This is a genomic window from Saccharospirillum sp. HFRX-2, assembly GCF_043196805.1.
Taxonomy (GTDB): domain Bacteria; phylum Pseudomonadota; class Gammaproteobacteria; order Pseudomonadales; family Natronospirillaceae; genus Saccharospirillum.
The window spans coordinates 1,266,962-1,289,571 of sequence record NZ_JBEBMU010000001.1; the positions used below are offsets into that span (position 1 = coordinate 1,266,962).

Genomic DNA, 22,610 nt, shown 5'->3' on the forward strand with positions numbered 1-22,610 from the left:
CGGTATCCGATGGCTTAAAGCGTTTTAAAGTAGACTTTTGAATTGCGCTGATAGTTGTACAACCGCTGCCGACCTGGCGGCAGTTCGCCAACCTCGGCTGGTTCAAAGCCGCGTTCGGCAAACCAGTGTGCGGTTTGGGTGGTCAGCACAAAGAGTCGTTCGATGCGTGCCTGACGGGCACGCTTTTCCAGCGCCGCCAGCAACGCATCGCCACGACCGGATTGGCGATAGTCCGGATGCACTGCGACACAGGCCAGTTCTGCAACCGCCGGGTCGCTATCAATCATGGGGTAGAGCGCTGCACAGCCGACGATCATGCCGTCGCGCTCGTTGACGTAAAAGTGGTCGATCTCATTTTCCAGTTTTTCCCGGTCACGACGAACCAGAATGCCGCGTTCTTCGAGCGGCTGTAACAACGCCAGAATGCCGTTGATATCGTCAGTGCGGGCGGCGCGGAAGGTATCGTAGCGATCGCGTGCGACCAGGGTGCCGACACCATCGCGGGTGAAGAGTTCGGCGAGCAGGGCGCCATCCTGATTGCCGTCGATGACATGGCAGCGGCCGATGCCGGCATCGCTGGCAGCCAGGGCGGCCTGCAATTCGCGACTGCCTGCTTGATTAGGCTCGGCCCGTTGCAGACACTGACCCAGCTCGAATGCGGTCAGTTCTTTTTGTTGTTCGGTTAAGGGCAGCGGGTCATCGCCAATGATGACCAGCTTGTCGGCATCCAGACGGCGTGCGGTTTCGACCAGCAAATGGTCGGGTGCCAGATAGAAAACTTCGCCGGTGACCGAATAGCCCAGCGGCGGTAACAACACAATATGGCCCTGATCAAGGTGCGTGCGAATGGCTTGATGGTCAACGCGCCGAACCCGCCCCTGTGCCTGCAAATCACAACCATCGACGACGCCGGCCGGGCGGGCGGTGACAAAGTTGCCGCCAATAACGCGAATGCGGGCGCCGTGCATCGGCGAGTTGGATAATCCCTGGGTGAAGTGCGCTTCCAGGCGTGAACGCCAGTGACCAATTCGCGCCAGGATGTCATCCATGGTGGCGACGTCGATCTGCGCTTCGCTGTCGAGCCGTGCGCCATCCGCATCTTCGGCATCGAAGCCGATGACCAATTTCAGGCCCAGGCTATTGAGCAGCGCAAGGTCGGGAACCAGTGACTGAATGGCGGCCGAATCCAACACCTTGCCACGTAACCAGATGACCGCAGTCTTGCCGCGATAGGCATGAATGTAAGGGGCACTGTTGCGGAAGAGTCGGACGAAATCGGTCAAGGGAAGTGGCCTCCTGTGTGGAGGCCCATGATAACGAATTCAGCCAGGACTAGGGAGCCTGCTTAACGCTGTTGGAAGAATTCGCGCGAACCGAACACCACCATGGTTTTACCCTTGACGCTGACCAGGCCCTGCTCTTCGAGACTTTTCAAAACCCGGCCGACCATTTCGCGTGAGCAGCCAACGATACGGCCGATTTCCTGGCGGGTGATTTTGATCTGCATGCCTTCAGGATGGGTCATGGCATCGGGCTGGTGGCACAGATCGAGCAGCGTGCGGGCAACCCGGCCGGTGACGTCCAGAAAGGCCAGATCGCCGACTTTGCGCGTGGTGGCTCGCAATCGGCTGGCCATCTGTTCGCCAATAAAATACAGAATGCGCGCGTCGTCATGGGTGATTTCGCGGAACTTGTTATAGGAAATCTCAGCGACTTCGCATTCGGTTTTGGTTTTAACCCAGGCCGAGCGTGTTTCCAGAGAATCAAACAGACCCAACTCACCGAAAAAGTCGCCGGTATTGAGATAGGACATGATCATCTCGCGGCCATCGTCATCTTCGATGATGACCGAAACCGTGCCTTTGATGATGTAAAAAAGCGAGTCGCTCTTGTCGCCAGCATAGATCAGCGTGGTCTTTGACGGATAACGTCGGCGGTGACATTGCGACAGGAAATAATCGAGGTGAGGATGTTCCAGTGGCTGTTTGACCATAGTACGAGTCGTTCCTGTTTTCGTATGGCCCGGGCGACCGCATGCTGACCGGGGCCTGTTGTCCTTAAGATGGGCCTGCTGTTACCTATGAACCGGGCCGATCCAAGCGGAATAGAATAAGTGACGGTATCTAACGTGCCTTGTCAAGGCATTATGGGCGAAGGGTCCTTCTCTGGCTACGGCTCCGACGAATTTGTCTTAATACCGTCCTATCCGAACCCAACGCTGTGTTAATCTTCGCCGACATAAGATGTCGTTAACAGTGGAGAAAGTGAAAATTGAAGGCAAACATTCAATGGGCCGGCGATAAGGCTTTCAAATATACATCAGACAGTGGTCATCAGGGTTTTATGGACGGCGCCGCCAAAGACGGCGGTGACAGTCGTGGTCCCAGCCCGATGGAGATGGTGCTGTGCGGTCTGGGTGGTTGTACCAGCTATGACGTGGTCAACATCCTGCGTAAAGGTCGCCAGGATGTGGTCGATTGTCAGGCACAACTGGAAGCGGAACGGGCCGATACCGTGCCCGCCGTTTTTACCCGCATTCATGTTCATTTCATCGTCAGTGGTCATGATCTGAAAGCCAGCCAGGTAGAACGGGCGGTTAAATTGTCGGCTGAAAAATATTGTTCAGCGTCGATGATGTTGGAAAAAGGGGGTGTTGAAATCACTCACAGCTTTGAGGTGGTTGAGCTTTGATTTTTTGTTCAGTGTCAGCCAGGGTCCGTCGTCCTGAATTCATCATGCTGACCAGTGGGAGTTTTGTCAGATGACCGACGAATTGCGTTTGCATGGTTTTAATAATCTAACCAAGTCGCTGAGCTTTAATATTTACGATATTAATTACGCCAAGACCGAACAGCATCAAGACGAATACATTGCTTATATTGATGAGGTCTACAACGCTGATCGTCTGACTGACATCCTGACTCAGGTGACGGAAATCATTGGCGCCAATGTCTTGAATGTTGCACGCCAGGATTACGAACCGCATGGTGCCAGCGTCACCATTTTGATTTCCGAATACCCTGTTGATGCTGATGAAGACCATGGCGAGGCGTCACCCGGTCCGATGCCGGATTCGGTCGTCGCTCATCTCGATAAAAGCCACATTACTGTTCATACCTATCCGGAAAGTCATCCGGATAATGGCATTTCCACTTTCAGAGCCGATATTGATGTCAGTACCTGCGGTGTTATCTCACCGTTAAAAGCGCTGAATTTTCTGATTCATTCTTTCGACAGCGACATCGTCACCATGGATTATCGCGTGCGTGGTTTTACTCGCGACGTCGATGGTCGCAAGCATTACATCGACCATGAAATCAACTCCATCCAGAATTATCTGGCGCAAGACACTAAAGCTGCTTACGAAATGATCGATGTAAACATCTATCAGGAGAATATTTTCCACACCAAAATGCTGCTGAAAGATTTTCAGCTGGATAATTACCTCTTTGGCAGCGGTGCGGAAGAGTTCCCCGAGGCAGAGCAAAAACAGATCATGCAAGCCTTGTGGCGGGAGATGCAGGAGATCTTTTACTCGCGCAATATGAGCAATGGCCCGGGTCCGGTCTAGGTAAAGACTGACAAAACCCTGACAAAGCAAGTAAAGTGTGATCTGAATCGCCAAACCGTGGTAGACCGGCTGGGCGAGGTAGGTAAACTGGGGAAGTGACCTTCGGCGGCGTTAGGGAAACCGTCATGAGGCAACAACATAATAACGATAAGCCACTGTGGAGCGAACTATCCTATGGGCCAGGAAATTGAACTGAAATTGAGCATCCAGAAGGATGCGACGGCAGCTTTTAAAGCCCATCCGCTCTTGGCCGGGTTGGACAGCCGTTCGCAATATCTGGAAAACCGCTACTACGATACGGTCGATCAGCGTTTAACCGCCGCGGGCGCTGCTTTGCGGTTGCGCAAATCCGCCGATCAGTGGGTTCAGACTCTGAAAACCCGTGGCTCTAATATTGGCGGCTTGCACCAGCGCGATGAATGGGAAGTTGAACGCGCTGACGGCACGCTGGATTTGTCCGTTTTGCCAGCCGATCAACTGCCCGCCAATGTGACCGAAGCCGAACTGAAACCTTTATTTGCCACTCACTTTCATCGCCACCGCTGGATGGTGTCACACCAGGGCGCGGAGATTGAAGTGGTCCTTGATGAAGGCAAAATTTTGACCGAAACCCAGCAGCAGGCGATCAGCGAAGTTGAGCTGGAGCTAAAAAGCGGCGAGTTACCGGCGTTGCTGGATCTGGCGTTGAATTTTACCGAGAGCGTACCACTGGTGCCGTCTGATTTGTCCAAGGCCGAACGCGGCTATCGCTTGTTGGATGGTAATGCCTCTTTGAATATTCCGTTGCCGGCCATCGTTGCCCAGCAAAGCATGGAGAGCGCCTTCTGTGCGTTGATGGGTTATGAGCTGGAACGTTTGCAGTCGCACTGGGATCTGTTCTGGATCAGTCAGCAATGGCGTCACCTCCAGGCGTTGCTGGTGACACTGGGCAATATTCAGACCGAGATGGAATGGTTCGAAGACATCCTGCCGACCGAGCACAGCCAGCGTTTTACCGCCTGGGTGATCTGGCTTGAAGAAGCGATTCGTCCTTTGGTGTCCTGGTGGCCGGCGTGCTTTGCGCTCAGTCGCGATGCGCGCAGCGAGCCGGAGAACATTGCGGTCAGTCTGCAACAGGCCAAGGCGATGCGGGCTCTGAATGGCATTGAAGCTTTAGCGCGTAATCCGCGTTTCGGTCACACCCTGATGTCGATGACCAGTTGGTTGCACACGCGCGCCTGGCGCTCAGAGCAAGAGAGCTGTCATCGCTATGCCGGCGAAGAAGCGGTCAGCGATGGCCTGGACCGCTCCCTGTCGTCTGCCTGGCAGGCGTTTAATCCTGACCAGTTTGCCGGCAGCGCCAGCCATGCCCTGACGCAATATCCGGCGGTGCACCGATTGCTGATGCTGTGCCAGTACTTTAATTCTCTGTACGGCGAGCAATTGAATCACTATCAGGAAGAACTGCAGGCGTTGGAAGATAACCTGTCCAAACTGTCGGCGATCGATGTGGTCAGTCGTCTGCGTGAATGGCTGGATGAGTTGCCGATGGAACAGCAGGCATCGGTTTATTCCTGGACACGTTCCAAGCCGGTATTGCTGCGTGATATCAAGCAATTGGCCGGTCGTCTGTTTGATTCGCGCGAAGTAGCTGCTCCCATCCGCGCTTGAATCTCCCCGGGAGACGGCTAGTATTCAGCGTCTCCCGTCTCCCGTCTCCCGTCTCCCGTCTCCCGTTACAGCCGATAAACGCTGCGCGTCATCACCTTGGAAATAGCGGTCATCAGCTGCTTGACCGGTTCAGGAAATACCTGTCCTCCGGCGGCAATGGCGTTGTGCGAATGACGTTCTTCATCCTCGAGCATCTGCTGCAGGATGGCGCGACTGCGCGGATCCCGGTCACCAATCTGTTCCAGATGATCGCGCAGGTGACCGCTGACCTGGTCTTCCGTCGCAGCGACAAACCCGAGTGACCAGCGATCACCCGCCACACCCGCACCCGCACCAAGCGCAAACGACAACGCATAGAACAGCGGATTCAGCAGACTGGTGTGTCCGCCCAGTTCATTAACACGTTGCTCGCACCAGGCCAGATGATCCAGCTCTTCATCGGCGGCCTGCTGCATGGATTCACGCACCTGTGGCAAGCGCGCCGTAGTCGCCTGCCCTTGATAGAGCGCCTGAGCGCAGACTTCACCGGTGTGGTTGATGCGCATCAGTCCGGCGAAGTGTCGTCGCTCATCATCGCTCAGTTCCGGAGCCTCAAAAGGCTTCCCCGGTGATGGGTTGGCGGCGCCGACGGCCCCGGGCGTTAAGGTCTTCAGCGCGTTGTCGAGTTTGTCGAACAAACGATCAGAAAAAGAGAGACTTCTTGACATGGTGGTGTTCCCGATTGTGCAGGATGTCTGGCATCGCCTGCATCAGTGTCTGCTTAAGCGCACGACCCGATACCGGCTTGGTTAACAGATATTGAATATTGAGGCGACTCTCATCGAGGTCGGCCTGACCGACATCGACCCCGGTGAGCATGATGATCAGAATGTCGCGATTGAGCGCTTCATCGCCACGGATGCGTTCGGCAAGCTCGGTACCGGTCATGGAGGGCATATTCTGGTCGAGCACCAGCACATCCACCGGCTTACCCTTGTGAAATTCGTTGTGCAGATTGGCCAGGGCCGATTGGCCATTGCTGACGCTGAATACTTCCATGCCCCAACTCTTGCCCAGGTGTTCGATGACCTTGCGGCAGGTCAGGTTGTCGTCAACCACCATCAGGCGAATGTCGGCCAGATCTCCCGGAGTCTGGGCGTTGGCTTCATCGCTGTCGGCCACTTCGGGTAACGGCAGGTCGACCCAGAAGGTCGAGCCGATGCGCAACTCGCTGGAGAACGACAACTGGCCGTTGAGCAAACCCACCAGCACGCGGGTGATGGGAAGACCCAGGTAAACCTCGCGCGGTGACAGAACGTTATCTTCCGGCGGCGTGGGGAAGTCGAACAGGCTGTCTTTCATGTCCTTAGGCAAGCCCGGACCGGTATCAGTGACGCTGAAGCGAATACGATGACCATTCCAGGGTTTGACCTGCACCAGCACCTCACCGTTTTCGGTATAGGCCAGCGCGTTGTCGAGCAGATTAGACAGAATCTGGGTGATGATTTGGGCATTGCCGCGATAGCGACTGGGCAGTTCCGGCGCGACATCCATCACCAGCTCCAGCTGTTTGGCGTGGGCCAGGCGTGAATAGGGCTGGATGGCGTCTTCGAGCAGATCGTAGAGGTCGAATTCGTCTTGGTTGTCCGGCAGGCGATTGAGCCCAATACGCACCAGGTTCTGCAGCTGATCGGCCTGGCGCAGCAGTGAAAAACCGGCCGCCTGCATGGTGTTGACGTACTCCTGTTGATGCGCGGACAGGCTGGTGTCTTGCAGCAACTCTGACATCCCCAGCACACCGTTGATCGGACCGCGCATCTCATGATTGAGCTTGCGCATCAGCGGCCAGTGCAGCAACGGTAAGTTGAGTCCGGTCGCCACCAGGCTGGTATCGCGATACCGGGCCCGGTGGTAAGCCGCGCGCAAGACGATCCAGATGGCAATGACAGCGGTTAAATGCAGCAGCGTGGCATTGGTCGAGACACTTAACAGCAGGCCGGCACTGGAGCCGATCACCAGCAGAAACACCAGGCTGGCAAAGGCGATGGCCGCCAGAGTCCAGTGCTCGTGACGCAAATTGGACTGGCGATAACGCAACCAGCTTAAAGCGATGCCAATCAAGGCCAAGGGCGCCAGCGTCAGCAGGAAGACGCCAAGGCCACGCGCAATTGGCAGCAAAGCAAGGGCGGCGATCAACACCAGCGAGCGTAGCGCCCAGCGCAGGAATTCCCTGAGCCAGCGCGAAGAGTGGTCTCTGCGGATCTGAGCCACCAGGCCGGTGAGCCCCAGCAAGGCAAGTACACCGCCGGTATTGCGGGCATGGATGTCGACGAACGCCAGGTTGGGAAGCAACGGCGCCGCCAGGCCATTCCAGCCGGCCGACATCAAGATGAGGCCGAAGCTGAACAGGCAGGCCCAGGCTAAAGCCGGGTGCGGATAGCGCACCAGCGCGCCAATGGCGAAGCTGAGACCGAGTAACTGCAGTGCCAGCATGGCGGCGTGCAATCCCAGCTGGATACCCAGAGTCGTTTGCAAACTGGCCCGATCCATCAGCCAGACCTGGGTATTGAGCGGATCTTCGGAGGCCAGACGCAGATAGAGTGTATGGGTACCGGCAGGCAAGCTGATCGGCAGCACATAGGTGCCCAGCGGCTCCGGCCGATCGGCCAGCGGCAGGGACGCGCCTGAACTGAGTGTTTGGTATTGGCCGTCGGCGCCGGGGTAGTAGAGTTCGATCAGGTGATTGGCGTGGCTGTCGATCAGAAAGTTTATGGCGCGGGGTTGGCCATCGGGGTTGGTCAGGCTCAGACGCAGCCAGTGGCCGCCATCGAAAACGCCGTTACGCAAAATGGACTGGTGCACCGGAGTGAACTGGTTGGCGATCTCGGGCTTGTTGAGATCGCTCAGTTGCAGTTCGTCACTGGGATCATCGAGGTAATCGGCGTCGTTGAGTACGCTCAGTCGATAGCGTTCCTGGTTCAGTAAGATCGGATCGGCCATCACAGCGCCAGCCATTAACAGCAACCAGACGGCAGCCAGTAAAGAACGCATGGGCAAGGCGTTACAACGCATGGTGATCTCACTTAAACATCGTTAAGCGAGTATAGCGTCCCCAGCCGGTGGTCCCAACTGAGGACTTGCCTTGCCTTTGAGCCAGGTCAGTTGCTGCGACGATTGATAGCGCGGTGGCCGATATCGGTGCGGTAATAGCAGTCAGCCCAGTCGATCAAGCGAGCGCCGGCATAAGCTGCCTGCTGGGCGTCGGCGACACTGTCACCCAAGGCTGTTACGCACAGCACCCGACCACCCTGAGTAACGATTTCTCCGGCCCCGTTACGACCGGTGCCAGCCTGGAACACCTTGGTATCGGCGGCGAAATCGGCGTTCAAGCCGCTGATGACATCGCCTTTGCGGTAGTCGTTGGGATAGCCGCCAGCGGCCAGCACAACGCCCAAGGCCGGGCGCGGATCCCAGTCGGTCTGATGACTGGCCAGTTCGCCGTTCACCGCAGCCAGACAGAGTTCGACCAGGTCTGATTGCAAACGCATCATGATGGGTTGCGTTTCCGGGTCACCAAAGCGGCAGTTGTATTCCAGCACTTTGGGCGTGCCGTCCGGCGCCACCATGATGCCGGCGTAGAGAAAACCGCGATACCGATTACCCTCGGCGTTCATGCCGCGCACCGTCGGATAGATAACTTCATCGAGAATGCGTTGGTGCATCGCCTCGGTCACCACCGGCGCCGGCGAATAAGCGCCCATGCCGCCGGTATTCGGTCCGGTGTCGCCACTGTCGCGCGCTTTGTGATCCTGAGATGACGCGAAGGGAACGACGTCCTCACCATCGACCAGCACAATAAAACTGGCCTCTTCGCCGACCAGAAATTCCTCGACCACCACGCGCGAACCGGCGTCGCCGAACTTATTGCCGGCCAGCATATCGTCGATGGCAGCGCAGGCTTCCGTTTCGGTTTGAGCGACGATCACGCCTTTGCCCGCCGCAAGTCCATCGGCCTTAACGACGATGGGTGCGCCTTTATCCGCCACATAGGCCTTGGCTTCAGCGGCGTCGGTGAAGACGCCATAGAAGGCGGTCGGTATGTTATGGCGGGCGAGAAAGTCTTTAGTGAAGGCTTTGGAGCCTTCCAGTTGAGCGGCACTTTGCGTTGGGCCGAGAATCTTCAGGCCGCGCGACTCGAACAGATCGACCACACCAATCACCAGCGGCGCTTCCGGGCCGACGATGGTCAGGCCGATTTGGTTGTGTTCGGCGAAGTCAGCCAAAGCCTCCAGATCGGTAACGCCAATCGCCACGTTTTCGATGTTCGGTTCATCGGCCGTACCCGGGTTGCCCGGTGCCACAAACACCTGGTCCACCAGCGCGCTTTGCGCCGCCTTCCAGGCCAGAGCGTGTTCACGACCGCCGTTGCCGATAATCAAAACCTTCATGATGATCTCCTTGGGCGTCTTAGTGGCGGAAGTGGCGCATGCCGGTGAATACCATGGCGATGCCGTGTTCATCGGCCGCAGCGATAACTTCGTCATCACGCATGCTGCCGCCAGGTTGGATCACCGCTTTAACGCCCATTTCAGCGGCTTGGTCGAGACCGTCGCGGAACGGGAAGAAGGCATCGGACGCCATGACTGAGCCAGCAATTTCCAGGTTTTCATCGGCGGCTTTGATACCGGCAATCTTGGCACTGTAGACGCGGCTCATCTGGCCCGCGCCGACGCCGATGGTCTGGCCATCACGCGCATAAACGATGGCGTTGGATTTAACAAATTTGGCAACCGACCAGGCAAATTGCAGATCAGCCAGCTGAGCATCGGTCGGGGCGAGCTTGGTAACCACTTTCAATTCATCAGCACTGATGCGGCCCAAATCGCGATCCTGCACCAACAAGCCGCCATTGACCTTCTTGAAATCGAAACCGGCAACGGCGTCGTTCCAGGTGCCGCAGGCCAGCAGGCGAACATTGGGTTTGGCGGCGACAACCTTGGCCGCAGCGGAGGACACGCTCGGTGCGATGATCACTTCAACAAACTGACGCTCGATGATCGCCTGGGCCGTGGCTTCGTCCAGTTCGCCGTTGAAGGCGATGATGCCGCCAAAGGCTGAGGTCGGGTCGGTCTGGAAGGCGCGATTGTAGGCGTCGAGCAGATTGGAACCGGTCGCCACACCACAAGGGTTGGCGTGTTTAACGATGACACAGGCGGGCGCGTTGAAGGCTTTAACGCATTCCAAGGCCGCATCGGTATCGGCGATGTTGTTGTAGCTCAGCGCCTTGCCTTGGATGCTGGTCGCGGTGGCGACGCTGGCTTCCAACGGCTGGGCGTCGACATAAAACGCCGCTTTTTGATGCGGGTTTTCGCCATAGCGCATGACGTCTTTCAATTGCCATTGCTGATTAAAGGTATGCGGGAAATCGCTGCGTACCGGCACGCTGGCCGGTGCGGTTTCGGCATCGACGCTGCCCAGATAGTTGGCGATCATGCCGTCGTAAGCGGCGGTGTGTTCGAAGGCGGAGCGCGCCAGACGAAAACGGGTGGCGGCGCTGAGACCGCCGGTTTCATCCCACTCGGCCAGCAGGGTGTCGTAGTCACCGCTGTTAACCACGATGGCAACGTCTTTGTGGTTCTTGGCAGCGGAGCGAACCATGGTCGGGCCGCCGATATCGATGTTCTCGATGGCATCGCCCAGGGTGCAATCCGGCTTGGCAATGGTTGCGGCGAACGGATACAGGTTGACCACCACCAGATCGATGGGGGCTATGTCGTGTTCGGCCATGACCGCATCGTCGATGCCGCGTCGACCCAGAATGCCGCCGTGCACTTTCGGGTGCAGGGTTTTCACCCGGCCGGCCATCATTTCCGGAAAACCGGTGTGATCGGAGACTTCACGCACCGGAATGCCGGCTTCGCTGATCAGACGGTGGGTGCCGCCGGTGGACAACAGTTCGACGCCACGTTCATGCAGGGCGCGGGCGAAATCGAGAATGCCGGTTTTGTCGGAAACACTGAGCAGGGCGCGTTGGGGGGCTTGGGTCATGCGGTCCTCACGGGCGGAAAGTCGTTCGATTGGTCAGAAAATGAAAGGTCCAGAAAAACCAAAGGCGACCCTGAGGTCGCCTTTGGTGGCCGCTTAGAGCAGGCCGTATTGCTTGAGCTTTTTGCGCAAGGTGCCGCGGTTCAGGCCGAGCACCTGGGACGCCTTGGTCTGGTTGTCGCGGCAAAATCGCATCACCGCTTCGAGCATGGGCGCTTCGACTTCGCTCATGACCATCTGATAAACGTTGGCAACGTCCTGGCCTTCCAGATGCGCGAAATAATTGCGCATGGCGATTTCAACGCTGTCTCTGAGAGTCTGGGGCTGTTCTACCGATGCATCGACCTGAAAGGTGTCATTGGGTTGGGGTTGGGCACTGGAGGAATCGGTGACGAAGGTGTCGAGGCTCATGCGGCTGTTTCCTTTAAAGAAGTCAAACGATCAAACAACTGGTTCAACCACTGAAGCTGGGCCTGAGGCTGCTCCAGGGCATTAAAATTTTTGATGGTGGGGCGTTCCACCTGCTGGCCTTTGAGGTACCAGCCAACGTGCTTGCGGGCGATGCGCACGCCCAGATAGTCGCCGTAAAAACGATGCAGCTCCTGAACATGGCCGGCCAGCGTTTCGGCTACGGTGTTCAGGCTTGGCGCCGGCCGCAGTTCACCGTTCGCCAGGTAGTCGTTAATGGCCGCGAAAATCCACGGATTACCCTGAGCCGCGCGGCCGATCATCACGCCATCGGCGCCGGTGTAATTCATTACTTCGGCGGCTTTCAGCGGTCCGTCAATATCGCCATTAGCCAGCACCGGAATCGATACCGCGGCCTTTACTGCGGCAATGGTGTCGTACTCCGCCTCACCACGGTAGGCATCGGCGCGGGTACGGCCATGGACTGCCAGTGCCTGAATGCCAAGGTCTTCGGCCATACGCGCGATGCGGATGGCGTTACGCTGATCCGGTGCCCAGCCGGTGCGCGTTTTCAGCGTCACCGGTACATCAACGGCAGCAACCACGGCTTCGAGAATTTCGCGGACCAGCGGTTCATCACGCATCAGCGCAGAACCGGCGGCCTTGTTGCAGACCTTCTTGGCCGGACAACCCATATTGATGTCGATAATCTGGGCGCCACCGGCAACATTGGCGCGTGCTGCTTCGGCCATCATCTGCGCATCCCCGCCGGCAATCTGCACACTGATCGGTCCGGCTTCGCCGTCGTGATCGAGCCGCTGACGCGACTTGGTGGTGTGCCATAACCGGGTATCGCTGGTTACCATTTCGGAGACCACCAGGCCGGCACCCAGCGAACGACACAGGGTGCGGAACGGACGATCAGTCACACCGGCCATGGGCGCCAGGACGGTGGGGCGATCAAACTGGTAGGGGCCGATGGCAAACACGATAAGCGGTTAAAAATTGCTCAGCTCAGGGGCGGGGAATGATACTGACTTAGTGGTCGAACTTAAAGATTGACATGCAACGGACATCGATGTTTGTCGGCGCCGTTTTTTTAGCCAGGGCCAGGCGCCGTGCGCAGTTGGTAATTGACCGCTTCGCTGCCCGGTGCACGAAAGGGTATCGAAACGTAAATGCGGGTATTGGTCGGCATCAGTTTGATGCCGGTCAGCTCGCCGCGTAAATAGTCAGCCGGGCTGAATGCCTGGTCGGCAACGCGTTCACCATTGATGTCGGTGTACTCCAGAATCAAGGTTGGGAACGGCTGACGGAAGGGCGCCTGGTTGGTCAGAATGGCGTCCAGTAGTTTGACGTTCTCAATCGTTGGGTGGTTGCGCACCAACACATTGGACGGTCGAACGTTGGTGAGATCCTGCTGAGGCGGCAGTTCGCAGCCGAGCAGATTGCAGGCTGACTGGTAGATGCCGCGCCAGGGGTCGAGGCGGGCGTAACGATCTTTTTGCCACCAGGCGAGTTCGCCGGCTAGGGTTACCAGCAACAGAACGATGACCACCAGACTCAACCAGCGGCGACCGCGACTGGCCGGTTCGTCGGTGAAATCAAAGTCGGCTGCCGACAGCTGCTGCGCCAGTTGAGCAGCACGGTTGCCGCCGGCTGGTGAGGCGGCTTGTTCGGAATCGTCCTCCGGCTCGTCATCCTCATCCATCAACCAGCTGGATTCTGGTTCATCGGCATCGCTATCGCTGCTGATGTCGAATGCCGTTTCCGCTGCCTTGCTGGCAGGTGCCGGTGCGGCCTTCGGGGCTGGTTTTGGCTCGGGCTGCCGTTGCGGGGCGTCGTCGCTCAGGTCCCAGAACGCATCGCTGAGTTCGTCCAGTTCGTCGTTGCTGTCTTCGCCCAGCAAGTCATCGTCGGAGAAAATAAACTCTTCAAAGTTATCGTTGGGATCGTCTTCGAAGAGAAAGTCGTCGTTGTCGTTTTCGCTGGCCGCTGTGGGTTGTGTTTTGGGCGGCGTTTTTTGAGCCGGGCGGGGTGGATCCGATGGCTTGGTCTTGAGCTTGCCATTGAGTATGTGACTGCGCGCACTGAACACCTGTAAGCAGGCACCGCAACGTACCGATCCGTTGGCGACCGCCAAGTGCTCATCGGTGATGCGAAAAGAGGTGCTGCAATGTGGGCACTGAGTAATAAAAGTCTGAGCCATGGCCATTCGAGTTGTCGGCATCCGTGCGCGGTAAAAAGGATTCCGGTGATTGACGACGCACCGGACGATTCAGTTTATGAGAGCGACCGAGTGATCACAACTAGAGAGCCTCAGGGGAATTCTTCAGAAGGCTCTCTTGGTTCCGCTCAATCGCACCCAGCCATCGCGTTCAACCGGTTTATCCAAGTCGATCCAGGGGCGATAGGCTTCCATGACCGCCTCGGCCTGGTGCGACAAAATCCCTGACAACGCCAGTCGTCCGCCGGGTTGCAAACGCTGGCAGAGTGACGCAGCCAGATCACACAGCGGCCCGGCGAGAATATTGGCAACCACTAAATCGTAACTGGGTGCCAGTTGTTGATCGTCGATCCAGACATTAAAGCGGTCGTCATTGATGCCATTATTAGCAGCGTTGGCGCGGGTGGCGTCCAGTGCCTGAGGATCGATATCGACGCCGTCCATCTGTTTAGCGCCGAGCAGAATGGCGGCCAGACCTAAAATACCGGAGCCACAACCGTAATCGAGTAAGTGCTCATCGCCGGCGATGCTTTCATCCAGCCACTGCAGACACAAAAAGGTGGTCGGATGCGTTCCCGTGCCAAAGGCCAGGCCCGGATCGAGTCGCAAATTTACCGCTTCAGGTTGCGGTGGCTCCAGCCAGGATGGGCAAATCCACAAGCGTTGGCCGCACTGGATAGGTTTGAACGCATCCATCCAGGCACGTTCCCAGTCCTTGTCTTCGAGAATATCAGTCTGGATGGCGCCGCTCAGTTGAATATGTTCGTTGCGGGCAAATTGTTCGATGCTTGTTTGTAAAGCTACCGCATCGACGTCTTCCTCGAACAATCCTTGCACCGTGGTGTGTTGCCACAGCGGAGTAGTACCTCGGATCGGTTCGAAAACCGGTTGGTCTTCGCTGTCGATCAAAGTGACCGCCTGACAGCCTGCCAGCAGCAGCGCATCTTCAAGGGCATCGGTGTGATTGGGGTCGGTTGGAATACGGATTTGTAGCCAGGGCATGAAAGCATTTGCCGGTGCAGAAGTTGCTCGCGAGGATACTGGATTGTTGCTCGAATGGCACCTGGGCCAGCAGCGGCGGGCCAATAAAAAAGGCAGCCATTGGCTGCCTTCGTTGCCCACCGAAACGTTTACTGTTCGGCAGCGAGCTTGTGTTCCAGGTAGTGAATATTGACACCACCACGTTGGAAACCACTGTCGTTGACCAGCTCTTTTTGCAGCGGCGTGTTGGTCTTGATGCCACCAACCACCAGCTCATCCAGAGCTGAGTTCATCCGCAGCAAAGCTTGCTCGCGGGTGTCCGCATAGGTGATCAGCTTGCCAATCATCGAATCGTAATAAGGCGGAATGGTGTAGCCGGAATAAATGTGCGAATCCCAACGCACACCCAGACCACCCGGAGAGTGGAACTGAGTTATCTTGCCGGGGCTCGGCATAAAGGTGCGCGGATCTTCCGCATTGATTCGGCATTCAACCGCATGACCGACGATACGGATCTCATCCTGTTTGAAACTCAGCGGTTCGCCAGCGGCGATGCGCAGTTGCTCCTTGATGATGTCCACGCCAGTAACCATTTCGGTGACCGGATGCTCCACCTGAACACGGGTGTTCATTTCGATGAAGTAGAAGTTGCCGTCTTCGTACAGGAACTCGAAGGTGCCTGCACCGCGATAGCCGATTTCAACACAGGCATCGACACAGGCTTTGAGTACCTTGGCGCGCGACTCTTCATTGACGTGCGGTGCCGGCGCTTCTTCCATCACCTTCTGGTGACGACGCTGCAATGAGCAATCGCGGTCGCCCAGATGAATGGCATTGCCGTGGCTGTCGGCCAGGACCTGGATTTCCACGTGACGCGGGTTTTCCAGGAATTTTTCCATATAGACGGTGCCGTCACCGAAGGCCGAAGCGGCTTCGGATTTGGTGACCTGAATGGAACCGATCAGATCTTTTTCTTCACGCACCACGCGCATACCACGACCACCACCACCGGCGGCGGCTTTGATCATCACCGGATAACCGATGCGACGACCGATGGCCAGGCATTGATCTTTGTCTTCGGGCAACGGGCCGTCAGAACCAGGAACCGTTGGTACGCCGGCTTTCTTCATCGCCTCGATGGCCGATACTTTGTCACCCATCAAACGGATGACGTTGGCGGTCGGGCCAATAAAGGCAAAGCCGGATTTTTCCACCTGCTCGGCAAAATCCGCGCGCTCGGCCAAAAAGCCGTAACCGGGATGAATGGCATCGGCGTTGGTAACTTCGGCCGCTGCAATCAGAGCAGGAATGTTCAGGTAAGAGTTGACGGAGGGGTTCGGACCGATACAGACCGACTCGTCCGCCAGCTTTACGTGCTTAAGATCGCGATCCACCACCGAATGCACAGCAACGGTTTGGATGCCCATCTCCTTGCACGCCCGCAGGATACGCAAAGCGATTTCCCCACGGTTGGCAATCAGCACTTTCTTCAGCATGACAGGCCTCGTTAGCGAATGGTGACCAGGGCTTGATCGAACTCAACCGGCTCGCCGTTTTCAAGCAGGATGGCTTCAACGACGCCGCTCTTGTCGGCTTCGATCTGGTTCATCATTTTCATCGCTTCGACGATGCAGATGGTGTCGCCTTCGTTGACGTGTTGACCGACTTCAACGAAAGACGGGCTGGTCGGAGACGGCGCGCGGTAGAAAGTGCCGACCATCGGAGAACGCACAGCGTGGCCGCTGTTTTCCGGCTTGGCCGGTTCGCTGCTTTCGGCCGGTGCTGCCGGAGCAGGAGCAGGGGCTGCGGCCGGAGCCTGGGCCGGCATCGGCGCGTATTGCATCGGCGCCGCCGCTTGCAGGGCGCGTGACGAACGGCTGATGCGGATCGCCTCTTCGCCTTCGGTGATTTCGATTTCGTCGATGCCGGACTCTTCCAGCAACTCGATCAATTTTTTGACCTTACGGATATCCATGATGCGTTCCTCTAACGAGATAATTGTTGATGTGCAGCCTGCAGAGCCAAATCGTAGCTATGCGGCCCAAATCCACAAATCACACCGACAGCCTTGTCGGCGAGATAGGAATGATGGCGGAAAGATTCACGAGCATGCACGTTGGACAGGTGCAGCTCAATAAAGGGCACTTCGGCACCACCGAGGGCATCGCGCAGCGCGATACTGGTGTGTGTAAAAGCACCCGCGTTGATCAGGATAAAGGCGGTACCATCGGTTCGAGCCTGATGGATACGGTCGATCAATTCGCCTTCATGATTGCTTTGCAGGCAATCCAGCGAGTGTCCAAGCGCCTGGGCTTGCTGGTTTAAGTGCTGCTCAATATCAGCCAGCCCGGTGTGGCCGTAGATGGTCGGCTCGCGAGTACCAAGCAGGTTGAGGTTGGGGCCATTAAGCAGGAGCAGCTGTGCCATAAAGGGTCTTGAATTGCCTCGCTGTCGTAAAAATATCCGTGAACGTGCCCGGAAATATAGAGGATATTGGCGTTAACTTCGCCGAACAACTGGATGGGCGAATTTTAGTTGTGAATTTTCATCATCAAAATGAGCACTTTAGCCGTATTGATGCTGGTTTGGCCAGCGGTGGCGGGCATTAAAGTGACCCTTGTCGCTTGGTTTGGTCGGGGCAGGTCGTTAAGCTGGCGGCAAAACTCACAGGAGTGAAGCTATGTGGCGTGAACGTTTGGCGCGAATGACAGCAGGACCGGGTCGGTTTTTCCGTCGTCTTGGTGGGATGATACCAACACGACGGCTGGGACGCTGGCTCGGTATTGTACTGGGCTTGGTGCTGTTGGTCTTGATCGTGCTCGGCTGGTACTGGAGTAATGAGCCGAACACCTTCGATCCGGTCGCCCGTGCTGAGCAACACGCGCGTGCTAACGATCGTGAACTGGTGGTCGGTTACGCCACCACCTACACCCTGACCGAGCTGATGCGCACCTTGCTGGAAAAACCGGGCGGTTACCTGTCCAACGATGTGGCGCCGCCATCGGTCTGGCTGGATAACATGCCCAGTTGGGAGTTTGGTGTGGTCACTCAGGTGCGTGATCTCAGTCGGGCCATGCGCCGTGATCTGAGTCGGTCGCAATCGCAATCCACCGAAGACCCGGATCTGGCACAGGCCGAGCCGCTGTTCCATTTCGATAATTCCAGCTGGATTCTGCCCTCCACCGAAGGCGAATATCGCCGCGGGCTGCGCCTGGTAGATTCCTACCTGGATCGCTTGTCTGATCCGGCCAATTCCCAGGCACAGTTCTATGCCCGTGCCGATAACCTGCGCGCTTATTTGAACGATGTGGAAACCCGTTTGGGTTCTTTGTCGCAACGGCTCAGTGCCTCGGTTGAACAGCGCCGGGTTAATACTGACCTCGCGCGCGAAGGCGGTGCGGCTCAGTCGACGCCTGCGGCACAGGAGCAGTCGGTAAAAACGCCGCGCCTGCAGGTGGACAACGTCTTCTATGAGGCACGCGGCACGACCTGGGCGTTGCTGCATATTCTGCGCGCCATCGAATCGGATTTCGGTTCCGTACTCGATAACAAAAATGCCCGCGCCAGCCTGCAACAGATTATCCGTGAACTGGAAGCCACCCAGCGTCATCTGTGGTCGCCAATCGTTTTGAACGGCAGTGGTTTTGGCGTATTGGCCAACCATTCGCTGGTGATGGCCAGCTACATCTCACGCGCTAACGCTGCGCTAATTGATCTGCGCGAACTGTTAGCAAACGGTTAATTGTCAGACACAAAAAAAGCCGCCCATCGAGGCGGCTTTTTTATATCCGTTCGATTCAGCCTTTGTTATAGGCGGCGACGGATTCGTTGATGATTTCTTTGGCTTTGGCCGCATCGGCCCAGCCGTCGACTTTCACCCACTTGCCTTTTTCCAGGTCTTTGTAGTTTTCGAAGAAGTGCTTGATCTGTTCCAGCAGCAGTGGCGGCAGGTCGGTGGCTTCTTGCACGTCATCGTACAGAGAACTCAACTTGCTGTGTGGCACGGCCAACACTTTGGCATCGGAGCCGGCTTCGTCGGTCATTTCCAGCACACCGATCGGACGGGCGCGAATAACAGAGCCGGGTACCACCGGGTAAGGCGTGACCACCAAGACATCAACCGGGTCGCCATCGTCGGCCAGGGTGTTGGGGACGAAACCGTAGTTGGCCGGGTAGAACATGGGCGTGGCCATAAAACGATCGACCATCAGGGCGTCCATGTCTTTGTCGATCTCATATTTGATCGGGCTGGCGTTGGCCGGAATTTCGATGGCGACGTAGATGTCGTTGGGGACGTCTTTGCCGGCAGGGATCTGGGTATAGCTCATATTGGGCCTCTTTAGGTGATGCGTTCGCGTGTGCGTTTAGTTTGAGTACAAAGTCAAAAGTGGGTCGATTATATCGGCCGTCGCCTTAACCGTCAGTAATGGCGGCAAAGCGATCGAAATAGTCCGGAAACGTCTTGGAAGTACAGCCCGGGTCGTTAATGGTCACCGTGCCGCTGCCAAAAGCGGCCAGTGAAAAACACATGGCAATGCGGTGATCGTTATAAGTATCGATGGCGGCGCTGGTGGTTTGCGCCGGTGGCGTGATGGTCAGCGCATCCTCATCTTCAATCACCTCGGCGCCGAGCTTGCGCAGTTCGGTGGCCATGGCACTTAAGCGGTCGGTTTCTTTAACGCGCCAGTTATAGACGTTACGAATGCGCGTCGTACCTTCAGCAAACAAGGCCGTGGTGGCGATGGTCATAGCGGCATCGGGAATGTGGTTCAGGTCGACATCAACCGCGCGCAGCGGTCCGTTGTTGCTCACTTCAATCCATTCCGGCGCCCAACTGACCTTGGCGCCCATCTGTTCCAGCACTTCGGCAAAGCGGGCATCGCCCTGAACCGAGTCGGTACCGGTGCCGTGTACTCGCACCGGACCGCCGCCAATGGCGCCGGCGGCGAGAAAATAACTGGCGCTGGAAGCATCGCCTTCGACCTGAATGCGGCCGGGGCTGACATAGCGTTGGCCAGCATCGATTTCGAAAGCGCGATAATCGCGGTTGGTAACGGACACACCGAAACGACGCATCACATCGAGGGTGATGTCGATATAGGGCTTGGAAACCAGTTCGCCGACCACTTCGATAGTCAGGGCTTCGTTCAACAGCGGCGCGGCCATCAGCAGGGCGGTCAGAAACTGACTGGAAATGCTGCCATCAATCTGCACTGTGCCGCCGTGCAACTGACCGGCCTCAATGCCCAGTGGTGGATAACCGGTTTCACCACGGTAATGAACGGTGGCACCCAGCGGCGCCAGGGCGTTGATCAAATCGCCAATGGGCCGTTCCGCCATACGCGGCTCGCCGGTTAGTTCAAAATGACCGTCGCCGATGCACAGCGCCGCCGCCAAGGGCCGCATAGCGGTTCCGGCATTACCCAGATAGAGCTCCAGATTCTGACCGCGCGCCAGCGGACCGGCGAGACCGGTCAAGGTGCATTCGGTGCCGTCTTCATTGAGTTCAAAGCTGACGCCCAGTTGCTCCAGCGCGGTCAACATATGGCGGATATCGTCGCTGCGCAGCAGGTTGGTGATCTGGGTGGTGCCTTCACTCAGAGCGGCCAGCAACAGAATGCGATTGGACAGGCTTTTGGAGCCGGGAATCTGGACTTCGCCACGGGCGTGGCGCAAAGCGGGGAGCGTCAAGCTGGACATCGAGGTTCGCAGGTCGGTTATGGGCCGGTCATTCTACGTCAAAGCGCCGCCGCCTTGCATCCGCAGGCGGGCAAGACGGCATTGCACTTTTTGCCGATAGACGTTGCGTCGATCAGGCCAACAGATTGGTCAGGTCGTACAAATCCTGTTTGAACGGACGCGGCATGTTCTCGATGGCATCGATGATGTCGTGATGCACCAACTGGTTGCTCTGAATACCGACACAACGACCACCACGACCCTGCAGCAACAAATCCACCGCGTAAGCACCCATCTGGCTGGCCAGGACGCGGTCGAAAGCGCAGGGCACGCCGCCACGTTGAATATGGCCGAGGATGGTAGCGCGGGTTTCCAGACCGGTACGCGCTTCAATGCGTTTGGCCAGTGCCGACACATCGGTGACGTGTTCGGTAATGGCGATGATCGAATGGGTTTTACCGCGCGACACACCATCGGCCACCGATTGAACCAGGGCTTCTTCATCGAAGCCTTTTTCCGGCACCACGGTGAAGTCAGCGCCGCTGCCGATCGACGCCATCAAGGTGAGATCGCCGCAATAACGTCCCATGATTTCGACGATGGCGATGCGGTTATGCGACGAACAGGTATCGCGCAGTCGATCCACGGCATCAAGTACGGTATTCAGAGCGGTATGAAAGCCGATGGTGAAGTCGGTACCGGCAACGTCGTTGTCGATGGTGCCGGGCAGGCCGACGCAGGGAAAACCCATCTCGGTGAGGCGTTTGGCGCCCATGTAGGAGCCGTCGCCGCCAACCACGACCAAGGCATCGATACCGTGCTTGCGCAGATTGGCGATAGACTCCTGGCGCACCGCCTCTTCTTTGAATTCGGGAAAGCGGGCGGAACCGAGGAAGGTGCCGCCACGATTGATCAGATCGGAAACATGATGGCGTTCGAGTCGATCGATGCGGTCCTGATGCAAACCCAGGTAACCATCGCGCACACCATAGACTTCCAGCCCTTTGACCAGGGCGGTTCGAACCACGGCGCGCACCGCCGCATTCATGCCAGGGGCGTCGCCGCCGCTGGTCAGTACACCTATTTTGCGTATCTCGCCTGCTTGACTCACGGGCTCTGTGTCCTTTGGTCATCCAAGCCGGCCGTGCCGGAACGCGACAGAATGTAACAAAATTACAATCGCACTGGCGAGTTCTTTTGCCGTTGCTAAGCGAGCCGCTTGATCGGCGTCAAATAACCGCAGCCAACGCCAGGATGTGCAGCGCGGTGACGGTCCAGGTGAGCAGAGTGCGCAGATTGCGATAGTCCAGTGGTTGGGTAGCGCCGAACCAGCGACGTTCCTGCCACCACAGCAACGGATAGGCCGGCAGCAGGATCAGTACCGCCAGCCACAGCGGCAAATAGAAGCTGACCCAGGCCAGCACAAAGAGCACCATGGACAGGCTGATAGCGGGCACATGGCGATCTTCGCCAGTCACTGCCGGCAGCCACATTGAACCGGTCAGAAACACCAGAATTAGCGCGCTGAAATCGTGGAAATAATCGAGTAGCGCCGGGTTCACCCAGGGCAACAGCGCCAGGATCAGAAAGACGGCCAGGCCACCAAGGCCCCAGAACAACATGATACGGCTGGGTGTCATTCGTGCTCTCCCTGAACATCGGTATGAAGGGTTAACGGCAGTCTCAAGGTGTTGTCACCATCGGCCTGGCCAATCATTTCGCCGAAGGCGCTGCGGTGCACCAACTCAGCAAAGGCGACTGGCAATTGTGTCAATAACTGACGCACCGCCGGTAAGGATTTCAGCACCAGGGGTTTGCCGTCTTCATTCACCAACAAATGGCCCTGGTCACCCTGAAACAGGTGCAGATGGTAAAAGCTCGCCTGCAGAGCCGCTACCTCGGCGCGTGTAAAGGGTATGCGGTTTTGGCGGGCTTGTTTCAATGTCACAGTCATACGCTGGCCTGTTGATTTTTTGCTTAATACGGACGATGTCGACATTCGGTTTGCCCTGTCATCGAATCGACATGGCGTTGTCATAACCTGACTGCCGTTTGACGGTGGGAGACCTC

The 22,610-nt window shown here is 57.2% G+C and carries 22 protein-coding genes; 4 read left to right on the forward strand and 18 right to left on the reverse strand.

The window, feature by feature from the left end:
- Positions 1 to 14: 14 nt before the first annotated feature.
- Together argA and crp are read right to left on the reverse strand one after the other, a co-directional pair.
- Entirely contained in the window at positions 15 to 1,283 is a 1,269-nt protein-coding gene (argA, locus tag ABMA60_RS05920) for an amino-acid N-acetyltransferase (RefSeq protein ID WP_392800086.1), read from the reverse strand.
- A 62-nt stretch (positions 1,284 to 1,345) separates the two neighbouring features.
- The gene (gene crp, locus ABMA60_RS05925; protein WP_108164509.1) at positions 1,346 to 1,993 is read right to left on the reverse strand and encodes a cAMP-activated global transcriptional regulator CRP; all 648 of its coding nucleotides are present in this window, start codon (positions 1,991 to 1,993) and stop codon (positions 1,346 to 1,348) included.
- Between the two features lie 278 nt (positions 1,994 to 2,271).
- Between crp and ABMA60_RS05930 the strand changes: the two genes are divergently transcribed.
- From ABMA60_RS05930 to ABMA60_RS05940, 3 genes are all read left to right on the forward strand, one after another.
- On the forward strand, positions 2,272 to 2,691 hold the full coding sequence (locus ABMA60_RS05930) for an OsmC family protein (protein ID WP_392800090.1): 420 nt from the start codon (positions 2,272 to 2,274) through the stop codon (positions 2,689 to 2,691).
- Positions 2,692 to 2,761: 70 nt separating this feature from the next.
- The gene (gene speD / locus ABMA60_RS05935) at positions 2,762 to 3,571 is read left to right on the forward strand and encodes an adenosylmethionine decarboxylase (RefSeq protein ID WP_392800093.1); all 810 of its coding nucleotides are present in this window, start codon (positions 2,762 to 2,764) and stop codon (positions 3,569 to 3,571) included.
- 174 nt (positions 3,572 to 3,745) lie between these two features.
- Entirely contained in the window at positions 3,746 to 5,221 is a 1,476-nt protein-coding gene (locus tag ABMA60_RS05940) for an inorganic triphosphatase (RefSeq protein WP_392800096.1), read from the forward strand.
- 65 nt (positions 5,222 to 5,286) lie between these two features.
- On the opposite strand, the gene coq7 is transcribed toward ABMA60_RS05940, so the two are convergent.
- From coq7 to aroQ, 11 genes are all read right to left on the reverse strand, one after another.
- Positions 5,287 to 5,928, reverse strand: coding sequence for a 2-polyprenyl-3-methyl-6-methoxy-1,4-benzoquinone monooxygenase (gene coq7 / locus ABMA60_RS05945; RefSeq protein ID WP_392800098.1), 642 nt, complete (start codon positions 5,926 to 5,928; stop codon positions 5,287 to 5,289).
- Positions 5,903 to 8,272, reverse strand: a complete 2,370-nt coding sequence (locus ABMA60_RS05950; RefSeq protein WP_392800100.1) for a 7TM-DISM domain-containing protein — start codon at positions 8,270 to 8,272, stop codon at positions 5,903 to 5,905. Before ABMA60_RS05950 ends, coq7 begins: the two co-directional genes overlap by 26 nt.
- Before the next feature lie 86 nt (positions 8,273 to 8,358).
- Positions 8,359 to 9,648, reverse strand: a complete 1,290-nt coding sequence (purD, locus tag ABMA60_RS05955) for a phosphoribosylamine--glycine ligase (RefSeq protein ID WP_392800103.1) — start codon at positions 9,646 to 9,648, stop codon at positions 8,359 to 8,361.
- A 19-nt stretch (positions 9,649 to 9,667) separates the two neighbouring features.
- Positions 9,668 to 11,248, reverse strand: a complete 1,581-nt coding sequence (purH, locus tag ABMA60_RS05960) for a bifunctional phosphoribosylaminoimidazolecarboxamide formyltransferase/IMP cyclohydrolase (protein WP_392800106.1) — start codon at positions 11,246 to 11,248, stop codon at positions 9,668 to 9,670.
- Positions 11,249 to 11,341: 93 nt separating this feature from the next.
- Positions 11,342 to 11,656: a DNA-binding transcriptional regulator Fis gene (gene fis / locus ABMA60_RS05965; protein ID WP_392800109.1), complete on the reverse strand. Its 315-nt coding sequence runs from the start codon at positions 11,654 to 11,656 to the stop codon at positions 11,342 to 11,344.
- Positions 11,653 to 12,642: a tRNA dihydrouridine synthase DusB gene (dusB, locus tag ABMA60_RS05970; RefSeq protein ID WP_392800112.1), complete on the reverse strand. Its 990-nt coding sequence runs from the start codon at positions 12,640 to 12,642 to the stop codon at positions 11,653 to 11,655. Before dusB ends, fis begins: the two co-directional genes overlap by 4 nt.
- Before the next feature lie 110 nt (positions 12,643 to 12,752).
- Positions 12,753 to 13,862 carry a DUF3426 domain-containing protein gene (locus tag ABMA60_RS05975; RefSeq protein ID WP_392800115.1) on the reverse strand — a complete coding sequence of 370 codons (1,110 nt, stop codon included), beginning with the start codon at positions 13,860 to 13,862 and terminating at the stop codon, positions 12,753 to 12,755.
- Between the two features lie 123 nt (positions 13,863 to 13,985).
- Complete coding sequence (gene prmA, locus ABMA60_RS05980; protein ID WP_392800118.1) at positions 13,986 to 14,882, reverse strand: 50S ribosomal protein L11 methyltransferase; 897 nt, start codon at positions 14,880 to 14,882, stop codon at positions 13,986 to 13,988.
- 128 nt (positions 14,883 to 15,010) lie between these two features.
- Positions 15,011 to 16,357 (reverse strand): acetyl-CoA carboxylase biotin carboxylase subunit, encoded by a 1,347-nt coding sequence (gene accC / locus ABMA60_RS05985; RefSeq protein WP_392800120.1) that lies wholly within the window; start codon positions 16,355 to 16,357, stop codon positions 15,011 to 15,013.
- An 11-nt stretch (positions 16,358 to 16,368) separates the two neighbouring features.
- On the reverse strand, positions 16,369 to 16,836 hold the full coding sequence (gene accB / locus ABMA60_RS05990) for an acetyl-CoA carboxylase biotin carboxyl carrier protein (RefSeq protein WP_392800123.1): 468 nt from the start codon (positions 16,834 to 16,836) through the stop codon (positions 16,369 to 16,371).
- An 11-nt stretch (positions 16,837 to 16,847) separates the two neighbouring features.
- The gene (aroQ, locus tag ABMA60_RS05995; RefSeq protein WP_392800126.1) at positions 16,848 to 17,288 is read right to left on the reverse strand and encodes a type II 3-dehydroquinate dehydratase; all 441 of its coding nucleotides are present in this window, start codon (positions 17,286 to 17,288) and stop codon (positions 16,848 to 16,850) included.
- Between the two features lie 319 nt (positions 17,289 to 17,607).
- On the opposite strand from aroQ, the gene ABMA60_RS06000 reads away from it, so the two are divergent.
- Positions 17,608 to 18,603, forward strand: a complete 996-nt coding sequence (locus ABMA60_RS06000) for a DUF2333 family protein (RefSeq protein ID WP_392800420.1) — start codon at positions 17,608 to 17,610, stop codon at positions 18,601 to 18,603.
- A 55-nt stretch (positions 18,604 to 18,658) separates the two neighbouring features.
- On the opposite strand, the gene ppa is transcribed toward ABMA60_RS06000, so the two are convergent.
- The 5 genes from ppa to ABMA60_RS06025 form a co-directional block, all read right to left on the reverse strand.
- Positions 18,659 to 19,189 carry an inorganic diphosphatase gene (ppa, locus tag ABMA60_RS06005; RefSeq protein WP_392800129.1) on the reverse strand — a complete coding sequence of 177 codons (531 nt, stop codon included), beginning with the start codon at positions 19,187 to 19,189 and terminating at the stop codon, positions 18,659 to 18,661.
- Positions 19,190 to 19,274: 85 nt separating this feature from the next.
- Positions 19,275 to 20,561 (reverse strand): 3-phosphoshikimate 1-carboxyvinyltransferase, encoded by a 1,287-nt coding sequence (aroA, locus tag ABMA60_RS06010; RefSeq protein ID WP_392800132.1) that lies wholly within the window; start codon positions 20,559 to 20,561, stop codon positions 19,275 to 19,277.
- A 112-nt stretch (positions 20,562 to 20,673) separates the two neighbouring features.
- Complete coding sequence (gene pfkA, locus ABMA60_RS06015) at positions 20,674 to 21,651, reverse strand: 6-phosphofructokinase (RefSeq protein ID WP_392800135.1); 978 nt, start codon at positions 21,649 to 21,651, stop codon at positions 20,674 to 20,676.
- 118 nt (positions 21,652 to 21,769) lie between these two features.
- A complete protein-coding gene (locus tag ABMA60_RS06020; protein ID WP_392800137.1) occupies positions 21,770 to 22,180 on the reverse strand; it encodes a DUF3429 family protein in 411 nt (136 codons plus the stop codon).
- Positions 22,177 to 22,494: a DUF6482 family protein gene (locus ABMA60_RS06025; RefSeq protein WP_392800139.1), complete on the reverse strand. Its 318-nt coding sequence runs from the start codon at positions 22,492 to 22,494 to the stop codon at positions 22,177 to 22,179. Before ABMA60_RS06025 ends, ABMA60_RS06020 begins: the two co-directional genes overlap by 4 nt.
- Between the last annotated feature and the right edge of the window lie 116 nt (positions 22,495 to 22,610).

What these genes read in the sequence shown, in the direction of transcription:
- crp (WP_108164509.1), bottom strand. Translation starts at nt 1,993, where the DNA reads ATGGTCAAACAGCCACTGGAACATCCTCACCTCGATTATTTCCTGTCG.
- speD (WP_392800093.1), top strand. Translation starts at nt 2,762, where the DNA reads ATGACCGACGAATTGCGTTTGCATGGTTTTAATAATCTAACCAAGTCG.
- ABMA60_RS05940 (WP_392800096.1), top strand. Translation starts at nt 3,746, where the DNA reads ATGGGCCAGGAAATTGAACTGAAATTGAGCATCCAGAAGGATGCGACG.
- coq7 (WP_392800098.1), bottom strand. Translation starts at nt 5,928, where the DNA reads ATGTCAAGAAGTCTCTCTTTTTCTGATCGTTTGTTCGACAAACTCGAC.
- ABMA60_RS05950 (WP_392800100.1), bottom strand. Translation starts at nt 8,272, where the DNA reads ATGCGTTGTAACGCCTTGCCCATGCGTTCTTTACTGGCTGCCGTCTGG.
- purD (WP_392800103.1), bottom strand. Translation starts at nt 9,648, where the DNA reads ATGAAGGTTTTGATTATCGGCAACGGCGGTCGTGAACACGCTCTGGCC.
- purH (WP_392800106.1), bottom strand. Translation starts at nt 11,248, where the DNA reads ATGACCCAAGCCCCCCAACGCGCCCTGCTCAGTGTTTCCGACAAAACC.
- fis (WP_392800109.1), bottom strand. Translation starts at nt 11,656, where the DNA reads ATGAGCCTCGACACCTTCGTCACCGATTCCTCCAGTGCCCAACCCCAA.
- ABMA60_RS05975 (WP_392800115.1), bottom strand. Translation starts at nt 13,862, where the DNA reads ATGGCTCAGACTTTTATTACTCAGTGCCCACATTGCAGCACCTCTTTT.
- prmA (WP_392800118.1), bottom strand. Translation starts at nt 14,882, where the DNA reads ATGCCCTGGCTACAAATCCGTATTCCAACCGACCCCAATCACACCGAT.
- accC (WP_392800120.1), bottom strand. Translation starts at nt 16,357, where the DNA reads ATGCTGAAGAAAGTGCTGATTGCCAACCGTGGGGAAATCGCTTTGCGT.
- accB (WP_392800123.1), bottom strand. Translation starts at nt 16,836, where the DNA reads ATGGATATCCGTAAGGTCAAAAAATTGATCGAGTTGCTGGAAGAGTCC.
- aroQ (WP_392800126.1), bottom strand. Translation starts at nt 17,288, where the DNA reads ATGGCACAGCTGCTCCTGCTTAATGGCCCCAACCTCAACCTGCTTGGT.
- ABMA60_RS06000 (WP_392800420.1), top strand. Translation starts at nt 17,608, where the DNA reads ATGATACCAACACGACGGCTGGGACGCTGGCTCGGTATTGTACTGGGC.
- ppa (WP_392800129.1), bottom strand. Translation starts at nt 19,189, where the DNA reads ATGAGCTATACCCAGATCCCTGCCGGCAAAGACGTCCCCAACGACATC.
- aroA (WP_392800132.1), bottom strand. Translation starts at nt 20,561, where the DNA reads ATGTCCAGCTTGACGCTCCCCGCTTTGCGCCACGCCCGTGGCGAAGTC.
- ABMA60_RS06020 (WP_392800137.1), bottom strand. Translation starts at nt 22,180, where the DNA reads ATGACACCCAGCCGTATCATGTTGTTCTGGGGCCTTGGTGGCCTGGCC.
- ABMA60_RS06025 (WP_392800139.1), bottom strand. Translation starts at nt 22,494, where the DNA reads ATGACTGTGACATTGAAACAAGCCCGCCAAAACCGCATACCCTTTACA.